Here is a 26779-nt window from a genome sequence, read left to right as displayed (position 1 = left end):
TAAAATAAAATTTTAAATCAATTATAACCCAAAAGATACTAATATAATTTGAAATTTTCTCTCAATTTAATATTTCAAAAGGAAAAATGATGAAATTAGCTCAGGCTCTCATTTTAAGAGCCGATACACAAAAACGTTTAGAGCAGCTAAAAGGTAGGTTGCTCGATAATGCAAAAATGCAAGAAAATGAAAGACCTAGCGAAGATCCAAAGCTTCTTTTAAAGGAGCTTGATAGGCTAAGCGATGAGCTATTTAGACTGATCTTGGCTATAAATTTAACAAACTCAAGTGCAAAATTTGAAGGTGTGAGTCTAACTGAAATGATCGCTCAAAAAGATACGCTAAGCCAAAAAGCAAGCGTGCTTAGGGATTTTGCCAAAAGTGCAAGCCAAAAGGTCGATCTTTACTCAAATAGTGAGATAAAAATTTTAAGTAGTATTGATGTGGCTATGCTTCAAAAGCAAATAGACGAGCTATCCAAAGAGATCAGAGAGCTAGATATGAAGCTGCAAGAGGCAAACTGGCAAGTTGATCTTGTAGAGTAAAATTTATGGTGGAAATGTAGCTAAAGGCGAGTAAAAAGAAAAATTTATTAGGCTTGCGGGGAGAGAGCAAAAGCTTAAATTTATCCCAGCAATTTAAAAAATGTATTCTTAAAAATAAATGTTACTACCACTTACTGATTTAGCTACGTTTTGGGTGGGTTTGGGGAAGATTAATCTTTATTATGTAAGATTTCATAAAATTTTAAAAGGAAATTTATGAAACTTGACACCTTGATCGTAAAAGGCATTGAAGCTAAGAATAATCCAAATAAAGCTGTCATTCCGCCTGTTTTTTTAGCAAGCACATTTGTGCAAGATGATCTTGAAAATTTTCAAGAATTTGCATATTCTCGTGGTAGCAACCCAACCAAAAAAGCATTTGATGAAATTTTTGCAAAGGTTGAAGGCAGTAAATACGCTTTTAGCTTTGGTTCAGGCATGGCAGCAACAGCAGCTGCACTTAGCCTTATAAAAACGGGACAAAAGGTCCTGCTAAATAGCAATGTCTATGGTGGCACTTATAGATATGTCACAACTGTTTTTGAAAGCCACGGCATAAAGAGCGAATTTATAGATGATCTAAATTTTTTAAGCGAAGATGACATAAGTGACGATGTGGCGGCGATATTTATCGAAACCCCGTCAAATCCTCTCTTAAGAGTGACAGATATCGCTAGAATTTCAAAAATCGCTCACAAAAAAGGCGCTCTAGTCATCGTGGATAACACATTTTTAACGCCTTATTACCAAAGAGTACTTGACCATGGAGCTGATATCGTGGTTTATAGCGCTACAAAATATATCGGTGGACACGCTGATGTGATCGCTGGTATCGTCACGCTAAACGATGATACTTTGGCTGAGAAGATAAAATTTGCTAAAAACACTCTTGGTGGCATCATCAGCCCGATGGACGCATACTACCTAATACGTGGGCTTAAAACGCTTAGCGTTAGGTTTGACAGACAAACGCAAAATACACATAAAATAATCAAATTTTTACAAAATAATGACGCTGTTAGCGTGGTGCATTTTGCCGGCTCATATAGCGAGCAAGAGGCTAAGATGCAAGCAGCTCAAGCAAGCGACATCGGCGCTCTTATCTCATTTGAGCTCGATGAAAAATATGATGTAAATAAATTTGTAAAATCGCTAGAAATTTTTGATTTAGCAGTGAGCCTTGGTGGTGTAGAAAGTCTCATTTGCAGGCCTGCAACTATGACGCATGAGGCGTATCCAAAAGAGGTACTAGATAAGATAGGTATAAAGCAAAACTTGCTTCGCCTAGCAATTGGTATCGAAAACGTTGATGATCTAATAGCAGATCTTGATCAAGCATTTAAAAAAGCAAAAAAATAATAAAGGAGATAGATATGGCAACTACAAAATTTAAAGGTAGTGAGGTAAATTTAAGTGGAAACGAGGTCTTTGTTGGCTCTTATGCGCCTGAAGCAAAAGTCGTAGCGCAAGATCTTAGTGAGTTTAGTGTAGGCGGAAATAATGGCGTAGAAGTACTTGTTTGCTTACCATCACTTGATACTGGCGTTTGCGCAGCAGAGGCTCGTAAATTTAACGAAAAAGTAGCTGGCAAACACGGCGTAAAACTTAGCATCATCTCAAATGATTTGCCATTTGCGATGGGTAGATTTTGCACGACTGAAGGCATAGCAAATTTACATGTTGGAAGCGACTTTAGATACGGAGAATTTGCTAAAAACTATGGCGTTTTAATGAGCGATGGCCCACTAAAAGGACTACTTGCAAGAGCGGTATTTGTCATAAATGATGGCGTAATAATTCATAAGCAAATCGTTCCTGAAGTGACAGAAGAGCCAAACTACGATGCTGTATTTGATGCTATTAAAAGTAGCGGTAGTTGCGGTTGTGGCTGCCATTAAAAAAGACGTTATCTAGGCATCTATTTGATGCTTAGATAATTAATCTTAGTCAAATAGAGATTTTTCAAAAGACTTTACTACAAAGCTTTTTCTATGAAGGCTTGAATAGCCAAACTTAGCAATGGCATCTAGATGTGCCTTTGTGCCGTATCCTTTGTGCCCAGCAAAGCCATACTTTGAGTAAATTTTATCCCAGCCTTTCATTAAACTATCGCGGCTAACCTTTGCTAATATGCTAGCAGCGCTTACCCCAGCGACCTTGCCGTCAGCTTTTATCATCGTTGTGATACCAACGCCATAGTCTAAATTTCCATCATAAATGATCTCAAAACCCTCAAAGTGCACCTTAAAAATTTTGAGCGCTCGTCTTAAGCACTCACTTAGCCCAAGTTCGTCTATTTGCGCATTTGAGAAGTAGATGATGAGAAAATTTGAGCTTTTTATAATCTCTTTAAAAAGTTCCTCACGCTTTTTTGCGGTTAGTTTTTTGGAGTCGTTTAGACCTGAAATTTCTTTATTAAGCACGCAGGCTGCTACGCTTAAAGGCCCAGCTAAAGCCCCACGTCCAGCCTCATCTATGCCACAAATTTTTGCCATTAAAGTCCGATTTCATCGCTAAAATATGGTTTTAGCTCATCAAGTGGCACACTAATTTGCTCCTCGTTTAAAAAGGTAAGCCCAAGTGGCGAAAGTACAAAATTTTCGCTAACACCTGCTGTTGCGAGGATTGCTTTTAGATGAGGGTCGTTTATATCTTTAAAAATCTGCTTTAACTTTAGCTTTTTGTTGGTTTTAAGTAAGACGACATCGCAGCTAGTTTTATTATTTTTATATGTGCAGATACTTTTTATTTTGTCATTTATATAGTAGATATTATCTAGGCTTTCAAATTGGTTATTTGGCCATTTTTTACGCTCACTTTTTAGGTCATAAAGTGTCGAGAGTAATTTATTTTTATTTTTTTTAGCCGATTCTTTGGTAAATATGTCGTTAATTATAGCTTCGTATCTCGTGCCATTTGCTTCAGTCATTTGTATGCCAATATTTAGCATTTCATACTCTTTTTCTTTTTTGATAGTCGCATTATAGGCTTTGTTTTTAACGATTATTTTGCCCTTTAACTCGCCATTTTCATTTTTAACGTCTAAATTTATCTTATCAGATACAGCATTTAGCGATGAAATTTCACTGCTATTTTGCTCAAGATTACCTTTTTCGTAGTCATATTTTGTACCATCAAAAAAGATATGTCCGCTTATCTTGGCCGGCACTTTAAAGCTCTTGCTTTGCTTGAAATTTTCAAATTCATCTTTAAAATAGTTCATATAAACTTCAAATTTTATACCATTTGCCTCACCAATAAATTTATAAAATTTTGCCCAGTTTTCGTGATTTATCTCATAGCCAAATAGGCTTACTATAAGTATAAAAATCCCAATAAATGCTCTCATGTCCGTCCTTCATAGTTTTGTTGATTATAGCTTCTTTACTTTAAGCTTTTAAAACAATAATCAAATAAAGGTTTAAATTTATAAACCTAGACTCCACCTAGAAAATGGCAAAATTTCGCATTTTATGCCCTCAAGGCTAAGCTCAGCTTGGTTTGCAACGCTAATTATTTGAAGCTTACTTACACCAAGCTCTTTTAAGCTTGCGTGGAGTTTTTTAAATTTTAAAAAGATGATCTCTGGTGCAGAAAACGGCACACAGATGATCGCAATCTTCCTTTTATTAAGGAAGAAATCAATCTCTTTTGTGTAGTAAATTTCATCTTTAAATTTAAGCAATTCGCAAAAAACGACATTTGCAAAGACAGCTAAAAAATCCTTTTTTAGATACAAAGCGTTACGAAGTGCAAAATTTGTAAAGTAGAGCTTTTTGCTCGTGCTGCTCTCATCTAAATTTGGTACTAATTCTATAAAGCCATTTTCATTAAGGCTGGCTACCGCGTTATAGACACTATCTTTTGAGATTTTCATCTGCTCTTTTAAGTTTTTGTAGATACCAAAAGTACTAAGCACATCGTGACATTTTGGAGCACATTCTTTTAAAATTGCAACGCTTTGCTCGCTTAAATTTGCTCTTAAAAGCTGTTGTAAGTGAGCTGTGACCTCGCTGGAGTCTAAAAAGGCACTTGCTATCTCGTTGCCGTGAGCCAAAAAATAGCTAAAAAGCAGGTCTTGGTCCAAATTTTTCTTAAAAAATAGTATAAATTCCTCGTAGTCAAGGTAGTTTAAATTTATGCGTGCAAAGCCTTCAAGTGAGAGCGAAAATTCCTTGCTTGTAAGGATAATATTTTCAAGTGTTGCGCCCTTTAAAAAGTCTAAATTTATAAGGTCAGCAGCTTGTAAATTTTCAACTGCAAGAACCTTTATCTGGGCATTTTTTTCTAAAAATTCTTTCAAATTTGCTAAAAGCAAGGCTCTGTCTATCCTTAGATCGTCTAAATTTACATAAAGTCTCTCCTCGCTTTTATAATGGCTCAAAAACTCATAAACAAGGGCTGTTTTGCCACTTGAAATGGTGCCTATTATAAGCGTCTTTGGCGAGATGATTTCGTATTTTCTGGGGATAAATTTACTTGATTTAAGCGGCTGATTGTAATAAAGCTCTAATTGGTTCATTTTCTCCCCTTTGTAAGATGTATATGTAAATTTTTACTATACCGTCAATTCCCCCCCCCGTTATAAGCGCGATTTCATTGCTCGTTAATTCATAAAGCTCAAAAACAAGTTTGTCTATTTTTTCGTCACTTGCCTTGATTTTGTCGTTTAGTGCATCGATATTTTCTTTGGCTTCTAGCTTTTCATCAAGGCTTAAAGTAGGCATGTGCTTCTCGTAAAGCTTGATTTTTTCATTGGCTTTTAAAATTTCATCGACCAAATTTATTATCTCGTTTGCTAAATTTTCATTTTGTGGCGTGAATTGGGGAATAGGTAAAATCTCTAAGCGATTTATTTTTATTTCGCCTTCAAGTCCGCCTCCAGCATAGAAAAAGTTGAAAATTTTATAAACAGCTGTTGAATTTAAAAAAGCTAATAAAAATTTTAAATTTTCGCCAGTTATGCAATATGCAGTATTGTCTGGAATATTATTATTTATATCGTAAGCAAATTTTGGGCTTTGCACCATTCTGGCACATAAAATTTTCTCTTTTTCGAATTCCTCATAATAAGCGATGTTATCTTGCGTCTCAAACCACTTATTTGATGTTTTTTTGCGGCATTTTTTACCATTTATGGTTTCGCCACTTTGTGCTATATAAGGTAAGAAAGTTTGTAAATATCCCTTAAGACTTGGAAAATTTTCAATATCTATCTTTAACGCCGGAAATGTGCAAATGAGCCATAGCCCAGCCCACTCATAGTCATAACGCTTTATATCTCGACCCCTTAAGATCGGTCTTATGAGCTTTTGTGTCTGTTCTCTTTCTTCTCCAAAGCAGTTATTTAAAATTTTATCACGGGTGTCACTATCAATAATGAAAGCTTCGTTTAGTCCAGTTTTAACACCATAATTGATATTCACACCCCAATCTTTTAATGGCTTTGCGACTTTTTCGATTTTACTTTTTAGCTCAAATTTGCTCTTATCAAGGAAAGTAAAATTTGTTTCGTTTAGCGTGGATTGTGGTATTTGGATAAATTTTTGCATTTTTAAATTTATGGTGCTTGAAGCTAGGAAATTAAATTTTGAATTTTCACCTGCTCTTATTTTTTTAAAAATAGTAATCGCGCTATCTACGCTCGCGTCTTCAAAAACTTTAACCCCAGCAAAATCAATAATGTGTGTTATTTGCGTATTTTCTAGTATAAATTTACGCAAATTTGCACCATAGCTGGCACGGAAAAATTTATTTGAACATATAAAACCTAAAAGTCCATTTTCTTTTAGATGCGTAATGCCAAGCTCATAAAAATAGACAAACAAATCAGCCGTGCCGCTATAAACTTTATATTTTTGTAGAGCTGGCTTTTGCTCTTTTATCGCCTCTTGTCTGACATAGGGAGGATTGCCGATAACGACATCAAATTTAAAGTCAAAAGGAAATTCTAAAAGCGAGTTTGCTGCTATCAAATTTTTACTAAGATCTGTCAAAACTCGTCCTTTTGCAGCTGTGCGGAGCCAAAGAGATAGTCTGGCGATCTCGACCGCATCGGCATTTATATCTACGCCGTAAAGATTATTTTCTAAAATAGTGCTTTCTATATCGTAAAGTCCCAAGCCCTCGCCCTCATATACTTTGCGGTAAGTGTCTAATGCGCCATGCTCGGCAATTAGAAATTCTAAAGCTTGGTTTAAAAACGCACCAGAGCCGCAAGCTGGATCAAGTATCTTAAGAGATAAGAGCCACTTGCGGTAAGCATAAATTTTGTCTTTGATCTCACTTTCTGCTTTGGTTAATTTTTTGGGATTTTTTGGTGCTAATAGCTCATTTAGATCAAGCCCTAGCTCATCTTTTTTGGCTTTACAAAGCGTACCAAGTGAATTTTCAACGATAAATTCTGTTATAAACTCTGGTGTATAAAATATGCCATCTTTTTTGCGTTTGCTCTGTTTGGCATCAAATTCATTGCCATTTATTTGCGCATTTAGCTCTTCAAGGTCGTTTAGTGAGCTTTCAAAGATATGTCCTAGGATATTTACACCGATGTCGCTTAAAAAGTCATAGTCACTTAAAAACTGCGCTTCAAGCACGCTATCGTCTATCTTTAGTGTATCAAGCTCAGTATCTGTGGCAAAAAGTCCGCCATTGTAGCGTTTGATATCAAGACGTTCGCTGCCTTCATCGATGGCTTTAAAGTAAATTTTGTAAAAGTCATAAAAGCTTAGCTCGGTAACTTGGTTTTGAAATTTATCTTTTATCTCGGCTATCGTGCGAAGTCTTAGTAGTCCGCGGTCTTCGGCAAATAGTATAAAGACAAACCTATCACATAGTTTTTGAGTTAGGCTTAAAAGCCTATTTTTATCAATGCTAGTATTGTTTTTGCAAATATTTTTGAAAAGCGTAAGTCTAAATGCGCTAAAGTCTTTATAAAATTTGTTTGAAATTTCACGCTCGTGAGTGGCAAATTTTTCTTTTAGCTTTAGCGGCAGATCCGTGCTAATGCTCTCAAAGCTAAGCAGTAAATGAAGTCTTTTAAACTCGTCAAAGTTTGCTGTAAAAAGGTCAAATTTTTCAAATGTTGTCTTATTGCCGATGTAAAAGCGCAGTTCATTAAAATTTGAAACAACGACATATTTGGCATTTTCATGCGAGATAAAATAGCGAAAGGCTTGATCTATTGGGCTAAGCTCGCGGTTGGACGGAGTTTTATCAAGATGCTGTGTGGTCTGATCTTTTAGCTCGATCACGCATCTAACTTCGCCATTTATCAGTATCGCCCCGTCTGCCTTTTTGCCGTCAGTTTCGTTCTTTTTCTCACGTTCAAGATTGAAATTTGCAGGATTAGTAGTATCCAAAGTGTAGCCAAGGCAGTTTTCAAAGATATCTTTTAGAAACTGCGTTTGAAATTTCTCTTCTTTGAAGCTCTTAATGTCGCTAGCTTTTGCCTGATACATTTGCAAATTTATATAACGCTTTTTAAGCTTCTCCTCGTCTTGTTCTTGAGTTAATAAGAATTTTGTATTAAAGATCGGCATCTTTTCTCTTTAAAATTTTAATTTCTTGGAATTTTATCTTTTTAAATTTTATATCTTCCTTATTAAAAGGAAATAATTAATCAAAATTCATCAAAAAATAACGTTTTTCTTGACAACTATAATAGCTTTTTTGTAAAATCGCGTTCTCTTTACGAAAAGACAAGCGTCTTTGCTCGTACGATCGCTTGATCCTATGCGAGTTATTTTGATGTAAAGAGGTCGCGAGTTTGCGACAAGTTCTTTTTAAAGGAAAACACATGGAAAGAATCAGGTTAAAGCTAAAAGCTTACGACCATAGAGTTCTAGACCGCACTGTTGCAGCAATCGTAGAAGCTGTCAAACGAACAGGTGCCGACGTTCGTGGCCCGGTACCAATGCCTACAAAGATCAAACGCTATACAGTCTTAAAATCTCCACACATCAACAAAGACTCACGTGAGCAGTTTGAGATGAGAATACACGCTCGTATGCTTGACATCGTAGCTGCTACTCCAGAAACTGTAGATAGCCTAACAAAACTCGACCTAGCTCCAGAAGTTAATGTCGAAGTTCGTGCGATGAAATAAGCGGACAAAAGGATAAGAGTATGGAATATATTGTAGAAAAAATAGGCATGAGTAGAACGATTGCCACGAAGAGTACGCCAGTTACACTACTTAAGCTAGTTGAGGCTAAAGTATGTGAGATCGACGAAAACAAACGTGCTATCGTAGCGTATGCCCACACTAAAGCAAACAACAAAGCTATCGCTGGTCAGCAAAAGAAATACAATCTGACTGCAGAATTTAACAAATTTGCTACGCTTGAAGTAGCTAATAGCGAAGTTGGAAACCTAGACTTTACACCATTAAACGAGGCTAAAATTTTAAAAGTTAGCTTTAACTCAAAAGGTAGAGGCTACCAAGGTGTGGTAAAAAGACATGGTTTCGGTGGTGGTCCAAAAAGCCACGGCTCACGTTTCCACAGACGCCACGGTTCAATTGGTAACTGCGAATGGCCAGGTCGTGTTCAACCAGGTATGAAAATGGCAGGACACATGGGTAATGAGAAAGTTACTGTTAAAAACGAGCTAATAAGCTTTGACGCTCAAAATGGCATCGTAGTTGTAAAAGGTTGCGTTCCTGGTCACAATGGTGCAATGGGTAAAATAAGGATTGTAAAATGAGTAAAATTCACGTATTAAACGATAAATTTGAAAATTCAGGCGAGCTAGAGCTTCCTGCAAGCTACGCTGAAGTAAATCCGCACAACCTATATCTTTATGTAAAATCTTACCTTGCTGGTATAAGAGCAAATACGGCTCACACTAAAAGCCGTGCTTTTGTAAGCGGTGGTGGTAAAAAACCATGGAGACAAAAAGGACGTGGTGGTGCAAGAGCGGGTTCAACTAGAACTAACGTTTGGGTAGGCGGTGCAGTTGCATTTGGTCCAACAAACGAGAAAAACTATTTTCAAAAAGTCAATAAAAAACAAAAAAGACTAGCTCTTGAGTACGCTTTGGCAGTAAAAGCACAAGATGGTAAAATTTTCGCAGTAGATAGCATCTCAATCGAGTCTGGAAAGACAAAAGATGCAGCTAATATCATCAAAAATTTAAAAGTAAAAGATGCACTTATCGTTAAAGATTTACTAGACGACAAAACACTACTTGCTTTTAGAAATTTAGCAAACTGCTATGTAGTAGATGCAAATGAGGTAAATGCTTATCTTGTCTCTACATTTAGTTCGGTTATCATTGAAAAAGCTGCACTAAAAACTATAACAAAAGAGGGCTAAAATGGCGGATATAACTGATATCAAAACAATTATTTATACAGAAAAAACTCTAGGCCTTCAAGAACAAGGCGTTGTTGTTATCCAAACTTCACCAAGAGTTACAAAAAACAGCTTAAAAGCGGTTTTGCAAGAGTATTTTGGAGTAACGCCTGTTCGCGTAAATTCACTTAGAATTAGCGGCAAGGTTAAGCGTTTTAGAGGAAGAGCAGGCCAACGTGACGAGATAAAGAAATTCTACGTTAAGTTACCTGAAGGCGTAAGCCTAGAAAATACGGAGGCGTAAGATGGCTATAAAATCATATAAACCATATACACCTAGTCGTAGATATATGACTGGACTAAGCTCTGAAGATATAACAGCTAAACCAAGCGTTAGAAGCTTGCTTGTTAAAATACCTGCATCTGGCGGTAGAAATAACAATGGCCGTATAACTTCAAGACATAAAGAGGCAGGTGCAAAAAAACTTTATCGTATCATCGACTTCAAACGTCGTAAATTTGGTATAGAAGGTAAAGTTGAAGCGATCGAATACGATCCAAACAGAAACTGCCGTATCGCTCTTATAGCTTACAAAGATGGTGAAAAGCGCTATATCATTAGACCAAATGGCCTAAATATCGGTGACGTTATCGCATCTATCGATGAGGGTTCACTAGACATTAAACCAGGCAACGCTATGAAACTAAGATTTATCCCAGTTGGTACTATCGTTCATAACGTAGAGCTAAAACCTGGTAAAGGCGCTCAGATAGCTCGTTCAGCTGGCGGTTATGCTCAGCTAATGGGTAAAGAAGAGAAGTATGTTATCTTAAGAATGCCAAGTGGCGAGATGAGACAAGTACTAGCTGAGTGTATGGCAAGTATCGGTGTAGTTGGCAACGAAGACTGGGCTAACATCACTATCGGTAAGGCCGGACGTAATCGCCACCGCGGTATCCGCCCACAAACACGTGGTTCTGCTATGAACCCAGTTGATCACCCACACGGCGGTGGTGAAGGTAAGAAAAATTCAGGCCGTCACCCAGTTACTCCATGGGGTAAACCAACTAAAGGTGCTAAGACTCGCCGTAAAAAAGCTAGCGATAAGCTTATAATTTCAAGAAGGAAAGGAAAATAGAGATGGCAAGATCACTCAAAAAAGGTCCTTTCGTAGATGATCATGTAATGAAAAAAGTTATTGCCGCAAAAAATGCAAACGATAACAAACCAATCAAGACTTGGTCAAGACGTAGCACGATTGTACCTGAAATGATTGGACTAACATTTAACGTTCATAATGGCAAGAGCTTTATTCCTGTATATGTTACAGAAAATCATATAGGCTATAAACTTGGCGAATTTGCTCCAACACGCACATTTAAGGGTCACAAAGGCTCAGTGCAAAAGAAAATCGGCAAGTAAGGGGAGATGATATGAGTAGAGCAATTATAAAATTCGTAAGACTTTCTCCTACAAAAGCAAGACTTATAGCAAGAGAAGTTCAAGGCATGAATGCCGAGCTAGCACTTGCAAGCTTGCAATTTATGCCAAATCGTGGTGCTAAATTTATAGCAAACGCTATTAGCTCAGCAGTAGCAAATGGCGGATTTGAGCCAGAAGAGGTTGTAGTAACTAGTTGCCGCGTTGACGCTGGTCCTGTATTAAAGAGATTTAGACCAAGAGCAAGAGGAACAGCGAGCAAAATTCGCAAACCTACTTCTCATGTAATGGTAGAAGTATCTAAACCTGAAAAGAAGGAAGCATAATATGGGACAAAAAGTAAATCCAATAGGTCTTAGACTAGGAATTAACCGCAACTGGGAATCTAGATGGTTTCCAACCAAACAAAGTCTTCCTGAAAATATCGGTGAAGATTACAAAATTCGTGCATTTTTAAAGAAAAAACTTTACTATGCAGGAATCAGCCAAATTCTAATCGAAAGAACGGCTAAAAAACTTCGTGTAACCGTAGTTGCAGCTCGTCCTGGTATCATCATCGGCAAAAAAGGTCAAGATGTTGAAAACCTAAAGAACGAAGTTAGCAAACTTATCGGCAAAGAAGTAAATGTAAATATCAAAGAAGAAAGAAAAGCTCAAGCTTCAGCTCAACTTGCTGCTGAAAACGTAGCTATGCAACTTGAAAAGCGTGTCGCATTTAGACGTGCTATGAAAAAAGTTATCCAAGGTGCTCAAAAATCAGGCGCTAAAGGTATCAAAATTTCAGTTGCTGGTCGTTTAGGTGGCGCTGAGATGGCAAGAACCGAGTGGTATCTAGAAGGTCGCGTTCCGCTTCATACTCTTAGAGCAAAGATTGATTACGGTGTAGCTGAGGCTCATACGACTTATGGAAACATAGGTATTAAAGTATGGATTTTTAAAGGTGAGGTTCTTCAAAAAGGTGTTCAACCTGAGAAAACCGAAGAAGAAGCACCTAAGAAAACACGTAGAGCAAGAAGAGGTAAATAATTATGTTGATGCCTAAAAGAACGAAATTTCGTAAGCAAATGAAAGGTCGCAACCGTGGTTATGCGACTCGTGGAGCATCTTTAGCAACTGGCGAATTTGCACTTAAAGCTGTTGAGGCTGGTAGAATAAATTCTCGCCAAATAGAAGCTGCTCGTCAAGCTCTAACTCGTCACGTAAAAAGACAGGCTAAAATTTGGATTAGGGTTTTCCCTGATAAGCCACTTACTAAAAAACCTCTACAAACTCGTATGGGTAAAGGTAAGGCTGGAGTTGAAGAGTGGGTTATGAATATCAAACCTGGTCGTATAATATTTGAAATGGCTGGTGTTAGCGAAGAGTTAGCTCGTGAAGCTCTAACTTTAGCTTTACACAAACTTCCTTTCAAATCAAAATTTGTAACGCGAGAGAGTGAAAATGAAATATACTGAGTTAAAAGATAAGAGCGTTGCAGAATTAAACGCGTTGCTAAAAGAGAAAAAGGTGCTTTTATTTACTTTAAGACAAAAGCTAAAAACTATGCAGTTAAGCAACCCTAATGAGATTAGTGCTGTTCGCAAAGAGATAGCTCAGATCAACACTGCAATTAGTGCAACAAGACAAGGGGCGTAAAATGGCATTAAAAAGAGAAATTCAAGGTGTTGTTTTACAAAAAGCTGGAGATAAAACAGCTACTATTTTGGTAGAAAGACGCGTTATGCACCCAAGATACCATAAATTTGTAAAACGCTTTAAAAAGTATTTAGTTCACGATGAGAAAAATGAGACAAGAGCAGGCGATACAGTTGTTGCGATCGAGTGCAGGCCACTTTCAGCTCGCAAGAATTTTCGCTTAAAAGCTGTATTGGCAAAGGGAGTTGAGTAATGATTCAAAGTTTTACAAGACTTGCAGTTGCTGATAATAGTGGTGCAAAAGAGTTAATGTGTATAAAAGTTCTTGGCGGCAGCAAAAGAAGATACGCTACACTTGGCGATATCATAGTTTGCTCTGTTAAAAAAGCTCTTCCAAATGGTAAGATCAAAAAAGGACAGGTTGTAAAAGCTGTTGTCGTAAGAACTAAAAAAGAGGTTCAAAGAGATAATGGTTCGTTAATCCGCTTTGACGAGAATGCAGCTGTTATACTTGATAGCAAAAAAGAGCCAGTCGGCACTCGTATTTTTGGACCAGTTGGACGTGAAGTTAGATATGCTAACTTTATGAAGATTGTTTCGCTAGCTCCGGAGGTTTTATAATGGCTAATGTAAAATTTAAAGTCAAAAAAGGCGATACTGTTAAGATCATCGCTGGTGACGATAAAGGCAAAACTGGTAAAATTTTAGCAGTTCTTGCAAAAAAAGGTCAGGTTATAGTTGAGGGATGCAAAATAGCTAAAAAAGCTATCAAACCAAGCGAAAAAACTCCAAATGGTGGTCACGTAAATAAAGAGATGCCAATTGACATATCAAATGTCGCGAAAGTTGAAGGATAAGAGATATGAGTAGATTAAAAGATAAATTTAACGAAACTATCAAGCCAGCTCTCGTAAAAGAATTTGACATCAAAAATCCAATGCTTATCCCTGCACTTGAGAAAATTGTGATCAGTGTAGGCGCTGGAGACTCTGCTAAAGATCAGAAAGTGCTTCAAAATATGGCTGATACCATTTCACTTATCGCTGGACAAAAAGCAGTTATCACTGATGCTAAAAAATCAGTTGCTGGCTTTAAAGTTCGCGAAGGTTTCCCTGTTGGTATCAAAGTAACTTTGAGAAAAGAGCAAATGTATGCTTTCTTAGATAAGCTAATCAGCGTTGCTCTCCCAAGAGTTAAAGATTTCCGTGGTCTTCCAAAAAATGGCTTTGATGGACGTGGAAACTATAACTTCGGTCTTAGCGAGCAGCTAATGTTTCCAGAGGTTGAGTATGATAAAATTTTACGAACTCATGGTATGAATATTACGATTGCTACTACGGCTAAAAATGATAAAGAGGCATTCAAATTGCTAGAGCTATTTGGTGTGCCGTTTGCAAAAGGAAAGTAAAATGGCAAAGAAATCAATGATAGCAAAAGCTGCACGCAAGCCAAAATTTGCGGTTCGCGGCTATACTAGATGCCAAATTTGCGGTCGTCCGCACTCTGTTTATAAAGATTTTGGAATTTGCCGTGTTTGCCTAAGAAAAATGGCTAACGAAGGCCTAATACCTGGTCTTAAAAAAGCAAGTTGGTAAGGAAGAGAAATGTTAAACGATTTAATATCAGATGGATTAACACGCATTAGAAATGCAAGTATGAGAAAGCTTGAAACTGCGAAATTGCTTCATTCTAAGGTTGTTGAGGCTACTCTTTCTATCCTTGCAGCAAAAGGCTATGTAGAGAGCTACAACGTTATCGAAGAAGGTAACAAGAAATTTATAAATGTAGTTTTAAAGTATGATGAGTACGGCAGAAGCGTTATAAATGAGCTTAAAAGGGTTTCAAAACCTGGTCGTCGTGTTTATCAAGGCAAAGACGACATTAAGCGTTTTAAAAATGGTTACGGAACAGTTATCGTTAGCACAAGCAAAGGCGTTATGAGCGGTATTGAAGCAAGTAAAGCTGGCGTTGGCGGCGAAGTTCTTTGTACAGTTTGGTAATAAACTGCATTAAACGCTATTTAACCTTATGATTTTAAGGTTAAATTTTTAGCTTGGTAAAATTTTAGATTTTGCCAAAGCTAAATTTAGAAATTCAAATGAAGGTTTCGTCAAATTTGACGATAAAATTTACGGCATTGTGGTGTTTATTCGTAAATGTAGGAACACCCTAGACAAGTAAAGGAAAAAAATGTCACGTATTGGAAAACAGCCTATCGCTATCCCAAGTGGTGTAGACGTTAGCGTTGAAAATAATGTCCTAAAATTTAAAAAGGGCAATCATATAAAAGAGCTTGACACAAAAGGTCATGTTGATGTCAAGGTAGAAAATGGTCATATAGTTTTTGCTCCAAAGGGCGAAGATCGCCAAAGTAGAGCTTACTGGGGAACATATAGAGCACTTGCTAATAATATCGTAACTGGTATCACTGCGGGATTTACTCGCCAGCTTGAGATCAACGGCGTTGGTTACAAAGCAGCTGCAAAAGGTAAAATTTTAGAGCTTTCTCTTGGTTTTTCACACCTTATCAACTATGAGCTACCAGCAGGCGTTGAAGCTAGTGTTGAGAAAAACGTTATTACTATCAAAGGTGATGACAAACAAGTAGTAGGTCAAGTGGCTGCTCAAGTTAGAGGATTTAGACCACCTGAGCCATATAAAGGTAAGGGCGTTAAATATCTAGAAGAACGCATCATCCGCAAAGCGGGCAAGACATCTAAGAAGTAAGGAGCGGTAAATGACAGCAAAAGTACTAAAAAGAAAAATCGCTCTTAGAATTAAGAGAAAAAGAAGAATCAGAGGTAAAATTTCTGGTGTTGCATCTTGCCCAAGAGTTTCTATTTTCAAATCAAACAGAACTCTTTATGTTCAAGCAATTGATGACGTTACAGCTACTACACTAGCTGCAGTAGATGGTAGAAAGATAGGTATAAAAGCAAATAAAGAAGGTGCGGTCACTTTAGCTAAAGAATTTGCTAAGGCTTTAAAAGCTAAGAAGATAGATGTTGCAGTTTTTGATAGAAATGGTTATTTGTACCATGGCGTTATCGCAGCATTTGCTGAAGCTTTAAGAGAAAATGGCATCAAGCTATAACCCAAAGGAAAATCGATGGAAAAATATAATAGAGAAGAATTTGAAGAAGTAATCGTCGATATCGGTCGGGTTACAAAGGTTGTTAAAGGTGGTCGTAGATTTAGATTTACAGCTTTAGTTGTTGTTGGTAATAGAAATGGTCTAGTTGGCTTTGGTTATGGCAAAGCTAAAGAGGTACCAGATGCGATGAGAAAAGCAATTGACGACGCATTTAAAAATATTATCCACGTTAAGATCAAAGGCACAACTATCCCTCACGACGTAGAGGTAAAATACAACGCAAGTAGAATGCTACTTCGCCCAGCTAGCGAGGGTACCGGTGTTATTGCTGGTGGTAGTGCACGTCCTATCATCGAGCTTGCAGGTATTAAGGATATCCTTACTAAATCACTTGGCTCAAACAACTCAGCAAACGTCGTTCGTGCTACTATAAAAGCACTTAGTTTGCTAAAAAGCTAAGAGAAAGGAGTTAAGATGGCATTAGAAAAATTAACACCTGCTGCAGGTTCAACTCATGCAACCAAAAGAATAGGTCGTGGTCAAGGTAGCGGCAATGGCAAAACTGCTGGCAAAGGTAACAAAGGTCAAAGAGCAAGAAAAGGCTACAATGAGAAAAGAGGTTTTGAGGGCGGACAGCAACCACTTCAAAGACGCCTTCCAAAAGTAGGTTTTACTTCTAAATTTGAAAAACCTTATGTTATTAATGTCGAGAAAATTGCAGCTATAAAAGAGCTTACTGAAATTTCAATAGCAACAATAGCTAGCGTTCATAAAATTTCAAAGAGCGTTACTAAGATAAAACTAATCGGTGCAAGTGCAAAAGCTCTTGCTTCTAAGATCAAAGACGAGAACGTTAGCGTTAGCGGAACAAAATAATGGATAAAACACTGACCAACAAGATTTTAATCACGTTGGCATTTTTGTTCGCATACAGGATACTGGCTTATGTGCCAGTTCCTGGTGTTAATGTCGACGTAATTAAAGAATTCTTCAATTCAAACAATAGCAATGCCTTGGGCTTATTTAATATGTTTAGTGGTAAAGCTGCTGAGCGTTTAAGTATTATCTCTTTAGGTATCATGCCTTATATTACAGCTTCGATCATTATGGAGCTTTTAGCAGCAACATTTCCAAAATTAGGTCAGATGAAAAAAGAGCGTGACGGTATGCAAAAGTATATGCAAATCATACGTTATGCAACCATCGTTATCACTCTTGTACAATCAATCGGTGTTTCTATCGGACTTCAAAGCTTAAGCGGACGCGGTGGCGAACAAGCTATCATGATAGATATAAATTTATTTATCGCGATCTCTGCTGTATCTATGCTAACTGGAACTATGCTACTTATGTGGATAGGTGAGCAGATCACACAACGTGGTATAGGTAATGGTATAAGTCTTATCATCTTTGCAGGCATCGTCTCTGGCATACCTAGTGCGATCGGTGGGACTATAAATTTAGTAAACACCTCTGAGATGAATTTCTTAACAGTCATCGCTATTTTAGCGATTATTTTAGCTACCATTGGTGCTATTATATTTGTTGAGATGGGTGAAAGGCGTATCCCTATTTCTTACTCAAGAAAAGTGATAATGGAAAATCAAAACAAACGTATAATGAACTATATACCGATCAAAGTAAATTTAAGCGGTGTTATTCCACCGATATTTGCTAGTGCGATTTTGATGTTTCCAAGTACGATCTTGCAAGCTAGCACAAATCCAATCATTCAAGCTATCAATGACTTTTTAAGTCCAAATGGCTATATGTTTAACGTTTTAACATTTTTATTTATTATCTTCTTTGCGTTTTTCTATGCATCGATCGTATTTAACACAAAAGATATAAGTGAAAATTTAAAGAAACAAGGCGGATTTATCCCAGGTGTTAGACCAGGCGAGAGTACAGCTAGCTATCTAAATGAAGTAGCTGGTAGGCTAACTTTAGGTGGTGCTTTATACTTGGGTATCATTTCAACGCTGCCTTGGGTACTTGTAAAGACTATGGGTGTTCCATTTTATTTTGGTGGCACGTCAGTACTTATAGTTGTTTCAGTAGCACTTGATACTATGAGACGTATAGAAGCTCAGTCTTATACAAATAAATACCAAACTCTAAGTGCAGTAGGTCTATAAAATGGCTATCACGCTAAAAAGACCAGCTGAGATAGAGAAAATGAGAGCGGCGAACAAGATCGTCGCTCGAACTCTTGATCACGTTTCTACGATCATAAAACCTGGAATTTCACTTCTTGAGATAGATAAAATTTGTGAAGATATGATAAGGGCTGCTGGAGCAAAACCGGCTTTTAAAGGGCTCTATGGCTTTCCAAATGCAGCTTGCATAAGTGTCAATGAAGTGGTGATCCACGGAATCCCAAATGAGTACAAGCTAAAAGAGGGCGATATCGTTAGTGTTGATATTGGCTCAAATTTAGATGGTTATTTTGGTGATTCAGCTAGGACTTTTGGAGTTGGTAAAATTTCAAAAGAAGATGAGGCTTTGATTGCTTGCTCAAAAGATGCGCTATATTTTGCGATTGATATCATAAGAGCTGGTATGCATTTTAAAGAAATTTGCTACGAGCTTGAGAAATTTATACTAGGTAGAGGCTATGTACCTTTACGTGGATATTGTGGTCACGGCATAGGTAAAAGGCCACACGAAGAGCCAGAAATTCCAAACTATCTTGAGGGGCATAATCTAAAAGCCGGACCAAAGATAAAAGATGGAATGGTTTTTTGTATAGAGCCGATGATCTGCCAAAAAGATGGTACGCCAGTTTTAGGAAGTGATAACTGGAAAGTAACCTCAAAAGATGGTTTGAGAACCAGCCATTATGAGCATTGCATGGCGATAGTTAATGGTAAAGCTGAAATTTTAAGCCAAGCATAAAATTTATAGCAAATTTAAAGAAAGGAGAGTTTGTGGCAAAAGACGATGTCATTGAGATTGATGGAAATGTTGTTGAAGCACTGCCAAATGCAACTTTTAAAGTTGAGCTTGACAACAAACATATAATTTTATGTCATATCGCCGGAAAAATGAGAATGCATTATATAAAGATAATGCCTGGCGACCGCGTAAAAGTAGAACTTACGCCATATAGCCTAGATAAAGGCAGGATTACTTATAGATATAAGTAAATTTAGCCTCTTGGCAAATATGCTAAGTAAATTTAAAGCTGGTTTTGGATAAAATCCAAGCTTTGCGAAAAGCTGTATGAAGAATTATTTTCAAAGTTCCCCACTTATTTTGAAAATAGTTGGTCTAAATTTCTTCTTTAGACCTGATGCAGCCCCTAAAAAAGTGGAATAAATTTTTAGGAGACTAAAATGAAAGTTCGTCCTTCTGTAAAGAAGATGTGTGACAAATGTAAAATTGTCAAACGTAGTGGCATAATTCGTGTTATCTGCGAAAATCCAAAACATAAACAAAGACAAGGATAAGGCATGGCACGTATTGCAGGTGTAGATTTACCAAACAAAAAGAGAATAGAGTATGGTTTGACTTATATCTATGGTATAGGTCTTTACAAATCTCGTCAAATTCTTGACGCAGCTGGAATTTCTTATGACAAGAGAGTCTATGAGCTTAGTGAAGACGAAGCGGCAGCTATCCGTAAAGAAATTCAAGAGCATCACGTCGTTGAGGGTGACTTGAGAAAACAAGTTGCTATGGATATCAAAGCTCTTATGGATCTTGGAAGTTATAGAGGTCTTCGCCATAGAAAGGGTCTTCCTGTTCGTGGTCAAAAGACTAAAACTAATGCTAGAACCAGAAAAGGCAGACGTAAAACTGTCGGTGCAGCTACTAAGTAAGGCAAGGGTTAAAGGATAATAAATGGCGAAAAGAAAAATTGTTAAGAAAAAAGTAGTTAGAAAAAGCATAGCCAAAGGTATCGTTTATATCAGTGCAACATTTAACAACACTATGGTAACTGTAACTGATGAAATGGGAAATGCTATTGCATGGAGTAGTGCAGGTGGCTTAGGCTTTAAAGGTAGTAAAAAATCAACTCCTTATGCAGCTCAGCAGGCAGTTGAAGATGCTCTAAATAAAGCAAAAGAGCATGGTATAAAAGAAGTTGGTATTAAGGTTCAAGGTCCAGGTAGCGGACGTGAAACGGCTGTTAAAAGTGTAGGAACTGTTGAAGGAATTAAAGTATCTTTCTTTAAAGACATTACACCTTTACCACACAATGGTTGTAGACCGCCAAAACGCCGCCGCGTATAATTAGAGAAAAATAGGAGAAATTATTATGGCTAGATATACAGGACCTGTTGAAAAATTAGAAAGACGTCTTGGTGTGTCTCTTGCGTTAAAAGGCGAAAGAAGACTTGCTGGTAAAAGTGCTTTTGAAAAAAGACCTTATGCACCAGGACAACATGGACAAAGAAGATCAAAAATAAGCGAATATGGCTTACAACTTCGCGAGAAGCAAAAAGCTAAATTTATGTACGGTGTTTCAGAGAAACAATTTAGAAGATTATTTCAAGAAGCAGCACGTCGTGAGGGCAACACTGGTGCTCTTTTGGTTCAACTACTAGAGCAAAGACTAGATAATGTTGTTTACAGAATGGGCTTTGCAACAACTCGTCGTTTTGCTCGCCAGCTAGTAACTCATGGACATATTTTAGTAAATGGCAAAAGAGTAGATATACCATCTTACAGAGTTGAGCCAGGTGCAAAAGTAGAGATTGTTGAAAAATCTAAGAACAATCCACAAATTGTTCGCGCAATAGATCTTACAGCACAAACCGGTATTGTTGCTTGGGTAGATGTTGAAAAAGAGAAAAAATTTGGAATTTTCACTAGAAATCCAGAAAGAGAAGAGGTTATCATTCCTGTTGAGGAAAGATTTATAGTAGAGCTTTATTCAAAATAATAGAGGGTATAAAGATGAGAAAGATTACTACATCAGCTTATATGCCAACTGAAATTGAAGTTAAAAGTGTTAGTGAAAATGTTGCTAACATTACAGCATATCCTTTTGAGGCTGGTTATGCTGTTACTTTGGCTCACCCATTGCGTCGTCTTCTTTACACAAGTACAGTAGGTTTTGCTCCTATTGGTGTAAAGATAAAAGGCGTTAGCCACGAATTTGACAGTATGCGTGGTATGCTAGAAGACGTAGCTTTTTTTATTATAAATTTGAAAAAAATCAGATTCAAATTAAAAAGCATTAGCGAGCGCGAAGTTATAGAGTATAGCTTTAAAGGACCAAAAGAGATAACTGGGGCTGATCTAAATAATGATCTAGTTGAGATCGTTAACCCAGACGCATACCTTGCTACAATAAATGAAGATGCTGAGTTAAATTTTTCAGTTATCATTCAAAAAGGTATCGGATATGTTCCTAGTGAAGAGATTAGAGAAGAGATCGAAGACGACTATATCGCACTTGATGCTTTTTTTACACCTGTTAAAAAGGCAGTTTACGATATACAAAATGTCTTGGTTGAGGATGATCCAGACTATGAAAAGATTGTATTTACTATAACAACTGATGGTCAAGTTAGTCCGATAGAGGCTTTTAAAAATTGTTTAGAAGCCATGTATCAACAAATGTCAGTATTTAAAGGAATTTTAGATATTGATGTTAGTACTCCAGTTACTAGCTCAAGTGCAGGCGGTGAGTTTTCAAAGTTACTTTCTAGCGTAGAAGATCTAAATTTAAGCGCTAGAAGTTTCAACTGCCTTGACAAAGCTGATATTAGATTTATTGGCGAGCTTGCATTAATGGACGAAAATGAGCTTAAAGAGCTTAAAAATTTAGGTAAAAAATCTCTTGAAGAGATTAAAGCGGTTATGGAAGAGATAGGCTATCCAGTTGGTGCCGATGTGTTAAAAGATGGCAAAGAGCAACTAAGAAAGAAAATAACCGAGCTTAAAGCACAAATGAGTGTAAAAGAATAAAAGGACAATAGATGAGACATAAACACGGATATCGCAAACTTGGTAGAACGTCATCTCATAGATCTGCATTGCTTAAAAATTTGGCGATAGCTATCATCAAAAGCGAAAAGATAGAGACGACTTTACCAAAAGCAAAAGAGCTTAGAAGCTATGTTGAAAAGCTAATCACAAGAGCTAGAAAAGGTGACTCTAATGCTCATAGAGCAGTATTTGCTTCTTTACAAGATAAAGAAACAACAAATAAATTAGTTACTGAAGTAGCTCCAAAATTCAAAGAGCGCAATGGTGGCTATACAAGAATCATCAAGACTCGTGTTCGTAGAGGCGACGCGGCAGAGATGGCTTATATAGAGCTAGTAGCTGAATAATTATTAGAGAGCTTTGGCTCTCTTTTTTATTTTTTATATAAAATTTCCCACTTTTAAAATAGAATCTTTCTTCCAAAAGCTTTCTCAAACTATAAATTTCTTTAATTATCTATCAAATTTATTAACCAAAAAACCATAAAATTTTTTATAGTTAAAAGTTGCAAATTTTCTAATCTAAAATCATATATTTTAAATTTTTACCTTTGAACTCTATGCTAAAATTTTATTTTATAAAGACGATATTTGTTTCAGGCATCTAATAAATTTCAAAGGATTTGAGATGATAGGTAGTGTAAATGGAGTTGGCACAAATTTTTATGTTAGCTCACAAAGTAGTAGAGCGCAAGAGCTTGATACTAAAAATACTAAATCCAATATAGACAAAAATTCTTTAAATGATTTATCTAGCAGTTTGGTTGATGAACGAAAAAGTCATACCTATACTAGAGGTGAGCCAATAAATCTAAATGAAACAAATACGATAAAATTTCAAAAAAATAGCGAGAATCTAACATTTGCTAGCAATTTCTCACTCTCAGGCATAGCTGCTAATGGTAAGATAAGCATCTGGGGCAAGCTCATGGGATACGACAAACAAGTCAGCCAAGATGAGATAAATGATCTCAAAAATTTTATCAATCAGACCAAAGCGCTTGGCTTTGGTAGAGCTCACGAAGAGATCATAGGATATTATCCAACAGATGTCGATCTCTTTGCAAAAGAGTACACGTCAAAACTTGATGGCAACATACTTCTCGGGCTTGGTCACAAGAGCCACGTGGAAGGGTTTGAGATACTTGATAAAGACCTAAGCATAGATGAGTTTAAAGATAAGTGGATTGATTATGCACTTAGGCAGTATCTTGGTGAAAGAGTCGGCGTGGAGAGCATTACGATAGGCAAAAAGGCTATCTCTATGCTAACAAGCACTAATAAGCCTCCAGTTGAGTATCAGACGCTACAAAATATAAATTTTACTGACGAAGAGAGCAGGCAGAGATTTCTTACGCTTATGAAAGCTGGCATGAAGAGTGGGGCGGATTTTAAAGAGGTGGTAGAGGGCGTGCTCTCGCTTTATAATATGCAAAATACGGACAAACTTGATGGCAACAAAGTCTATGCTTCAGTGATCGGACGAAGCGAGAAACTGGCTACTTACGACATCAACAAAGATGAGAAATTTGCCTATCTTAAGGAGCTAATGCAGCTTGAGAAAAACGGAGTTGATATACTAAAGCTAATGGAAAAAGTGGAGCAAAAACATAAACTAGATATAAAAGTGTAGGCTAAGTTTAGCTTTTTGTACCGCCTATCTTTTATGATTTTAGTCATAAGAGGCTCTTTTTACTTGGTTTAAATTTTTAAATGATAGAATCTTGATTTCTATTATTAAAATTACGGAGAACTCGTGAGAAAGCTACTTTGGCTAAATCCCGTTGTAAAAAATATGTATGACTTCTCTGCATTAAAAGAGCTCTTTCAAAACAAGGGCTTTAACATAGTACAGTGCGAAAAAGATCATGTTAGCGATATCAAAAATTCATATAAAAATTTATGCTCTAAAGGTATGGTTTTAGACAGTCGCTGTCCAAGAGCTGTAAATTTTATAAGATCAAATTTTAAAGAATTTTCAAACGATATTTCAAGCTTAAATCCCATTTTAATAGAAAGCGCCATTGAGCTTAGCTCAAAGCTAAAAGAAGATGAGTGGCTTTATATAACAACGCCTTGTGAGGATTTGGCAGAGCTTGGAAATTCTTTAAAATTAGAGCGAACTACATTTTTAACATGGAAAAATTTTAAAGAGTTAAACGACATAAATTTACAAATAAGCAAAATAGAATCAAGCCCGATCCCACCTGGATTTTTTGAAAATTTAGGCATAAAAACACTAAGCTTATGCAGTAAAGAAAAGATACAAAACGCATTTTCATATAAATTTAGCGAGCTTAAAAACTATCAGATCATCGAGCTTTTATACTGTGAAAATGGCTGTCACAATGGAGATGGGCTGTGATAGAAATTTTTAAAAAGAGCGTTTTGATCCTAGCGATCTTTGCCCTCTGGCAGGTTGTTTGCGAGCTTAAAATTTTCACACCTTATATATTGCCAAGTCCTATTACGACAATTAAAACGATGCTTGATATGAGCTTAAACGGTGAGCTAATAACGCATGTAATGATTAGCTTTAAGCGTATATTTATTGGCTATATTTTGGCTTTTGTTTTGGCATTTGCTTTTGGCGGAGTGGCGGCGCTATTTCCAAAAGCTAGTATTTATTATGAGTGGATACTAGAGTTTTTTAGAAATGTTCCGCCACTTAGCCTTATTGCTATTTTGGTACTTTGGTTTGGTATAAACGAAACACCAAAAATTATTATTATCATCCTAGCATCGTTTTTTCCAATGTTTTTAAGCATTTCAAAAGGGCTAACTAGCTGCGATGTGAAGCTTATTGAAGTTGGTAAAATTTTTTGTTTTAGCAAATTTGAAATTTTTTACAAAATCATCCTAAAAAATGCCATAAAGGATATCTTTGTCGGTATGCGTATAGGTTTTGGCTACGCGATGCGAGCGATTGTGGGAGCGGAGATGATTGCAGCTTCTAGCGGGCTAGGCTATCTCATACTAGATGCGGAGGAGCTTTCACGTGCAGATAGGATATTTGTAGGCATTTTTACGATTGGAATTTGTGGCGTACTCATAGATAGGATATTTTTATTTTTGATATCTAAATTTAGCTTTTTGCGAAGCGAAAAATGATAGAAATTTTAAATTTATCAAAGCTTTTTTTTATTAATGGCAAGCGTATCGACGTTTTAAAAGAGCTAAATTTAAGCATAAAAAAAGATAAGATCACCGTAATACTTGGCAGAAGTGGATGCGGTAAAACTACGCTTTTAAGGCTTATTGCTGGACTTGAGGGTGTAAGTCTAGGCGAGATAAAATTTAAAGAGCAAGCAAAGATCGGTTTTGTATTTCAAGAGCCTAGGCTTATGCCTTTTTTAAATGTCTATGAAAATATCGTATTTGCGCTTAAAAAGTATGAGATAGACGAGGCAAATATAGATAGGCTCATATCAATGATAGGGCTTAGCAACTTTAAATTCGCCGCTGTTTCGCAGCTATCTGGTGGCATGAGTTCGCGCGTTTCTCTTGCAAGAGTGCTTGCATACGAAGCAAATTTGATCCTTATGGATGAGCCATTTGCGGCACTTGATGCTTTTACGAGAGCCAGCATGCAGGCTGAAATTTTAAAGCTCCAAACTGGTAAAACCATCATTTTTGTAACTCATAATGTAGATGAAGCCCTATATTTAGCAGACGAGATAATTTTGCTTGAAAAAGGCGGGATGAAATCAAGCTATGATCTATCAAATCTAACTAAGCCAAGAGATTTGCTTTGCGATGAGCTAATAAACTTAAAGCGTAAAATTTTGAGCGAAATTTAGCATTTTATAAAATGATAATTAAAACCAAAACGAAGCAAAAAGTTATATAATTTGGAAAATTTTTAAAGGAGCAAGTATGAGAAAGTTTTTTAAGATTTTGTGTGCAGCCTCTTTGCTTTGCCTAGTAGCAAACGCAAGTGAGCTAGATAAGATCGGCATGACCTACGTCAAATCGCCGCTAAACGTCCCCTCAATCGTCGATAAATTTAAAGGCTTTTATGCTAAATCTTTTGGCATGCCAGTCGAGTACTCCGAGATCACCTCAGGTGCGAAACAAACGCAAGCGCTCGCTTCAAACTCACTTCAGTTTTTAAATTGCGTTGGCGGAACTTCAGTCATACTTGCCGCGGCAAATAAAGCTGACATAAAGATCATAAGTGCATATTCAAGAGCACCTGAAGCTTTTGCGATATTTGCTAAAGATAAAGGCATAAAAACTGCTAAAGACTTAAAAGGTAAAAAAATAGCAGGCCCAAAAGGCACGATATTAAATGAGCTTTTGGTTAGGTATCTTGCTCTTGGTGGACTTGGCATAAATGACGTAGAGTTCGTTTCTATGGGTATCCCAGCTGCACAAGCTGCACTTGAAAATGGTAGTGTCGATGCAGCACTTCTTGCTGGACCAACTGCTTATAATGCTAAAAAATCAGGACTTAGTGTCGTAACAACAGGCAAGGGCGTCATCACTCCAGTCATCGTTACTGCCACAAGTGGAGAATTTTACAAAAAGCATAAAGATCTAGTTGAAAAATTTAAAAAGGCTCAAGATGAAATTTTAGCTTTTATGAAAGCAAATGAGGAAGAGGCATTAAAATTTACAGCTGAAGAGACCGGGCTTAGCATAGAGGCGGTAAAGAGTATGTATCCGCAGTATGACTTTAGTCCAAAGATCACGCCTGAAGATATAAAAGCACTTGAGGCTACGCAAGAATTTATGCTTGAGAGCAAGATGATCGAGCAAAAAGTAGATATAAAATCGCTTCTAATAGATTAAACAAAAAGGGCGAAATTTGCCCTTTTATCCTA

Annotated in this window: 41 protein-coding genes; 37 read left to right on the top strand and 4 right to left on the bottom strand. The window is 36.9% G+C overall.

What is annotated here, in order from left to right:
* Window positions 1-89 precede the first annotated feature (89 nt).
* The 3 genes from CVT05_RS03975 (at window position 90) to tpx (ending at window position 2443) form a co-directional block, all read left to right on the top strand.
* Window positions 90-545, top strand: a complete 456-nt coding sequence (locus CVT05_RS03975; protein WP_107697902.1) for a DIP1984 family protein — start codon at window positions 90-92, stop codon at window positions 543-545.
* 216 nt (window positions 546-761) lie between these two features.
* Window positions 762-1904, top strand: coding sequence for a trans-sulfuration enzyme family protein (locus CVT05_RS03970; protein WP_107697901.1), 1143 nt, complete (start codon window positions 762-764; stop codon window positions 1902-1904).
* A gap of 14 nt (window positions 1905-1918) precedes the next feature.
* Window positions 1919-2443 carry a thiol peroxidase gene (gene tpx / locus CVT05_RS03965; protein ID WP_084109897.1) on the top strand — a complete coding sequence of 175 codons (525 nt, stop codon included), beginning with the start codon at window positions 1919-1921 and terminating at the stop codon, window positions 2441-2443.
* Window positions 2444-2488: 45 nt separating this feature from the next.
* Here the strand turns inward: tpx and CVT05_RS03960 are convergent, their stop codons facing one another.
* The 4 genes from CVT05_RS03960 to CVT05_RS03945 form a co-directional block, all read right to left on the bottom strand.
* Window positions 2489-3040 carry a ribonuclease HII gene (locus CVT05_RS03960; RefSeq protein ID WP_107697900.1) on the bottom strand — a complete coding sequence of 184 codons (552 nt, stop codon included), beginning with the start codon at window positions 3038-3040 and terminating at the stop codon, window positions 2489-2491.
* Entirely contained in the window at window positions 3040-3894 is an 855-nt protein-coding gene (locus CVT05_RS03955) for an S-adenosylmethionine tRNA ribosyltransferase (RefSeq protein ID WP_107697899.1), read from the bottom strand. Before CVT05_RS03955 ends, CVT05_RS03960 begins: the two co-directional genes overlap by 1 nt.
* A 78-nt stretch (window positions 3895-3972) precedes the next feature.
* The gene (locus CVT05_RS03950) at window positions 3973-5067 is read right to left on the bottom strand and encodes an ATP-binding protein (RefSeq protein ID WP_107697898.1); all 1095 of its coding nucleotides are present in this window, start codon (window positions 5065-5067) and stop codon (window positions 3973-3975) included.
* Window positions 5030-8086 carry an Eco57I restriction-modification methylase domain-containing protein gene (locus CVT05_RS03945; protein ID WP_107697897.1) on the bottom strand — a complete coding sequence of 1019 codons (3057 nt, stop codon included), beginning with the start codon at window positions 8084-8086 and terminating at the stop codon, window positions 5030-5032. Before CVT05_RS03945 ends, CVT05_RS03950 begins: the two co-directional genes overlap by 38 nt.
* Before the next feature lie 257 nt (window positions 8087-8343).
* Between CVT05_RS03945 and rpsJ the strand changes: the two genes are divergently transcribed.
* The 34 genes from rpsJ (at window position 8344) to CVT05_RS03775 (ending at window position 26747) form a co-directional block, all read left to right on the top strand.
* Complete coding sequence (rpsJ, locus tag CVT05_RS03940) at window positions 8344-8652, top strand: 30S ribosomal protein S10 (RefSeq protein ID WP_009295257.1); 309 nt, start codon at window positions 8344-8346, stop codon at window positions 8650-8652.
* Between the two features lie 20 nt (window positions 8653-8672).
* Window positions 8673-9251, top strand: coding sequence for a 50S ribosomal protein L3 (gene rplC, locus CVT05_RS03935; RefSeq protein WP_002941563.1), 579 nt, complete (start codon window positions 8673-8675; stop codon window positions 9249-9251).
* Complete coding sequence (gene rplD / locus CVT05_RS03930) at window positions 9248-9862, top strand: 50S ribosomal protein L4 (RefSeq protein ID WP_021092445.1); 615 nt, start codon at window positions 9248-9250, stop codon at window positions 9860-9862. Before rplC ends, rplD begins: the two co-directional genes overlap by 4 nt.
* Window position 9863: 1 nt before the next feature.
* On the top strand, window positions 9864-10145 hold the full coding sequence (locus CVT05_RS03925; protein ID WP_002941535.1) for a 50S ribosomal protein L23: 282 nt from the start codon (window positions 9864-9866) through the stop codon (window positions 10143-10145).
* A gap of 1 nt (window position 10146) precedes the next feature.
* Window positions 10147-10980: a 50S ribosomal protein L2 gene (gene rplB / locus CVT05_RS03920; protein ID WP_107697896.1), complete on the top strand. Its 834-nt coding sequence runs from the start codon at window positions 10147-10149 to the stop codon at window positions 10978-10980.
* Between the two features lie 2 nt (window positions 10981-10982).
* Window positions 10983-11264: a 30S ribosomal protein S19 gene (gene rpsS, locus CVT05_RS03915; protein ID WP_002941639.1), complete on the top strand. Its 282-nt coding sequence runs from the start codon at window positions 10983-10985 to the stop codon at window positions 11262-11264.
* Between the two features lie 11 nt (window positions 11265-11275).
* Window positions 11276-11608 carry a 50S ribosomal protein L22 gene (gene rplV, locus CVT05_RS03910; protein ID WP_002941544.1) on the top strand — a complete coding sequence of 111 codons (333 nt, stop codon included), beginning with the start codon at window positions 11276-11278 and terminating at the stop codon, window positions 11606-11608.
* Window position 11609: 1 nt separating this feature from the next.
* Window positions 11610-12308, top strand: coding sequence for a 30S ribosomal protein S3 (gene rpsC / locus CVT05_RS03905; protein ID WP_002941650.1), 699 nt, complete (start codon window positions 11610-11612; stop codon window positions 12306-12308).
* A 2-nt stretch (window positions 12309-12310) separates the two neighbouring features.
* A complete protein-coding gene (gene rplP, locus CVT05_RS03900; RefSeq protein WP_021091116.1) occupies window positions 12311-12736 on the top strand; it encodes a 50S ribosomal protein L16 in 426 nt (141 codons plus the stop codon).
* Window positions 12723-12917: a 50S ribosomal protein L29 gene (gene rpmC, locus CVT05_RS03895; RefSeq protein WP_002941625.1), complete on the top strand. Its 195-nt coding sequence runs from the start codon at window positions 12723-12725 to the stop codon at window positions 12915-12917. Before rplP ends, rpmC begins: the two co-directional genes overlap by 14 nt.
* 1 nt (window position 12918) lies before the next feature.
* Complete coding sequence (gene rpsQ / locus CVT05_RS03890; protein ID WP_021091107.1) at window positions 12919-13170, top strand: 30S ribosomal protein S17; 252 nt, start codon at window positions 12919-12921, stop codon at window positions 13168-13170.
* Window positions 13170-13538, top strand: coding sequence for a 50S ribosomal protein L14 (rplN, locus tag CVT05_RS03885; protein WP_021091075.1), 369 nt, complete (start codon window positions 13170-13172; stop codon window positions 13536-13538). The genes rpsQ and rplN overlap by 1 nt, the downstream gene beginning before the upstream one ends.
* Window positions 13538-13774: a 50S ribosomal protein L24 gene (rplX, locus tag CVT05_RS03880; protein WP_002941666.1), complete on the top strand. Its 237-nt coding sequence runs from the start codon at window positions 13538-13540 to the stop codon at window positions 13772-13774. The genes rplN and rplX overlap by 1 nt, the downstream gene beginning before the upstream one ends.
* Before the next feature lie 5 nt (window positions 13775-13779).
* Window positions 13780-14325 carry a 50S ribosomal protein L5 gene (rplE, locus tag CVT05_RS03875; RefSeq protein WP_002941643.1) on the top strand — a complete coding sequence of 182 codons (546 nt, stop codon included), beginning with the start codon at window positions 13780-13782 and terminating at the stop codon, window positions 14323-14325.
* Between the two features lies 1 nt (window position 14326).
* Window positions 14327-14512 (top strand): type Z 30S ribosomal protein S14, encoded by a 186-nt coding sequence (locus CVT05_RS03870; RefSeq protein ID WP_002941532.1) that lies wholly within the window; start codon window positions 14327-14329, stop codon window positions 14510-14512.
* Window positions 14513-14521: 9 nt separating this feature from the next.
* The gene (rpsH, locus tag CVT05_RS03865) at window positions 14522-14917 is read left to right on the top strand and encodes a 30S ribosomal protein S8 (RefSeq protein ID WP_021091129.1); all 396 of its coding nucleotides are present in this window, start codon (window positions 14522-14524) and stop codon (window positions 14915-14917) included.
* A 190-nt stretch (window positions 14918-15107) separates the two neighbouring features.
* Window positions 15108-15644 (top strand): 50S ribosomal protein L6, encoded by a 537-nt coding sequence (gene rplF, locus CVT05_RS03860; RefSeq protein ID WP_054197279.1) that lies wholly within the window; start codon window positions 15108-15110, stop codon window positions 15642-15644.
* A gap of 10 nt (window positions 15645-15654) precedes the next feature.
* Window positions 15655-16011: a 50S ribosomal protein L18 gene (gene rplR, locus CVT05_RS03855; RefSeq protein ID WP_085658472.1), complete on the top strand. Its 357-nt coding sequence runs from the start codon at window positions 15655-15657 to the stop codon at window positions 16009-16011.
* 15 nt (window positions 16012-16026) lie between these two features.
* Window positions 16027-16470 (top strand): 30S ribosomal protein S5, encoded by a 444-nt coding sequence (gene rpsE / locus CVT05_RS03850; RefSeq protein ID WP_002941646.1) that lies wholly within the window; start codon window positions 16027-16029, stop codon window positions 16468-16470.
* Window positions 16471-16485: 15 nt separating this feature from the next.
* On the top strand, window positions 16486-16887 hold the full coding sequence (gene rplO, locus CVT05_RS03845) for a 50S ribosomal protein L15 (protein ID WP_084041206.1): 402 nt from the start codon (window positions 16486-16488) through the stop codon (window positions 16885-16887).
* The gene (secY, locus tag CVT05_RS03840; RefSeq protein WP_103580105.1) at window positions 16887-18149 is read left to right on the top strand and encodes a preprotein translocase subunit SecY; all 1263 of its coding nucleotides are present in this window, start codon (window positions 16887-16889) and stop codon (window positions 18147-18149) included. The genes rplO and secY overlap by 1 nt, the downstream gene beginning before the upstream one ends.
* Window position 18150: 1 nt before the next feature.
* On the top strand, window positions 18151-18909 hold the full coding sequence (map, locus tag CVT05_RS03835) for a type I methionyl aminopeptidase (protein WP_107697895.1): 759 nt from the start codon (window positions 18151-18153) through the stop codon (window positions 18907-18909).
* 32 nt (window positions 18910-18941) lie between these two features.
* Entirely contained in the window at window positions 18942-19160 is a 219-nt protein-coding gene (gene infA / locus CVT05_RS03830) for a translation initiation factor IF-1 (RefSeq protein WP_002848031.1), read from the top strand.
* A gap of 189 nt (window positions 19161-19349) precedes the next feature.
* Window positions 19350-19463 carry a 50S ribosomal protein L36 gene (gene rpmJ / locus CVT05_RS03825; protein ID WP_002941545.1) on the top strand — a complete coding sequence of 38 codons (114 nt, stop codon included), beginning with the start codon at window positions 19350-19352 and terminating at the stop codon, window positions 19461-19463.
* Window positions 19464-19466: 3 nt separating this feature from the next.
* Complete coding sequence (rpsM, locus tag CVT05_RS03820; protein WP_012140556.1) at window positions 19467-19835, top strand: 30S ribosomal protein S13; 369 nt, start codon at window positions 19467-19469, stop codon at window positions 19833-19835.
* A 22-nt stretch (window positions 19836-19857) separates the two neighbouring features.
* Window positions 19858-20250, top strand: coding sequence for a 30S ribosomal protein S11 (rpsK, locus tag CVT05_RS03815; RefSeq protein ID WP_021091081.1), 393 nt, complete (start codon window positions 19858-19860; stop codon window positions 20248-20250).
* A gap of 25 nt (window positions 20251-20275) precedes the next feature.
* Window positions 20276-20902 carry a 30S ribosomal protein S4 gene (gene rpsD / locus CVT05_RS03810; protein WP_107697894.1) on the top strand — a complete coding sequence of 209 codons (627 nt, stop codon included), beginning with the start codon at window positions 20276-20278 and terminating at the stop codon, window positions 20900-20902.
* Between the two features lie 14 nt (window positions 20903-20916).
* Window positions 20917-21933, top strand: coding sequence for a DNA-directed RNA polymerase subunit alpha (locus CVT05_RS03805; protein WP_107695885.1), 1017 nt, complete (start codon window positions 20917-20919; stop codon window positions 21931-21933).
* An 11-nt stretch (window positions 21934-21944) separates the two neighbouring features.
* A complete protein-coding gene (rplQ, locus tag CVT05_RS03800) occupies window positions 21945-22301 on the top strand; it encodes a 50S ribosomal protein L17 (RefSeq protein WP_002941584.1) in 357 nt (118 codons plus the stop codon).
* Between the two features lie 280 nt (window positions 22302-22581).
* On the top strand, window positions 22582-23586 hold the full coding sequence (locus CVT05_RS03795; protein WP_107697893.1) for a hypothetical protein: 1005 nt from the start codon (window positions 22582-22584) through the stop codon (window positions 23584-23586).
* Between the two features lie 123 nt (window positions 23587-23709).
* A complete protein-coding gene (locus CVT05_RS03790) occupies window positions 23710-24318 on the top strand; it encodes a hypothetical protein (RefSeq protein WP_107697892.1) in 609 nt (202 codons plus the stop codon).
* Entirely contained in the window at window positions 24315-25064 is a 750-nt protein-coding gene (locus CVT05_RS03785; protein ID WP_107697891.1) for an ABC transporter permease, read from the top strand. Before CVT05_RS03790 ends, CVT05_RS03785 begins: the two co-directional genes overlap by 4 nt.
* On the top strand, window positions 25061-25753 hold the full coding sequence (locus CVT05_RS03780) for an ABC transporter ATP-binding protein (protein WP_107697890.1): 693 nt from the start codon (window positions 25061-25063) through the stop codon (window positions 25751-25753). The genes CVT05_RS03785 and CVT05_RS03780 overlap by 4 nt, the downstream gene beginning before the upstream one ends.
* Before the next feature lie 76 nt (window positions 25754-25829).
* On the top strand, window positions 25830-26747 hold the full coding sequence (locus tag CVT05_RS03775) for an NrtA/SsuA/CpmA family ABC transporter substrate-binding protein (protein WP_107697889.1): 918 nt from the start codon (window positions 25830-25832) through the stop codon (window positions 26745-26747).
* The last annotated feature ends 32 nt before the right edge of the window (window positions 26748-26779 follow it).

The sequence above is a fragment of the Campylobacter concisus genome (assembly GCF_003049705.1).
GTDB lineage: Bacteria > Campylobacterota > Campylobacteria > Campylobacterales > Campylobacteraceae > Campylobacter_A > Campylobacter_A concisus_AR.
This window is presented reverse-complemented; position numbering and strand designations above follow the sequence as displayed.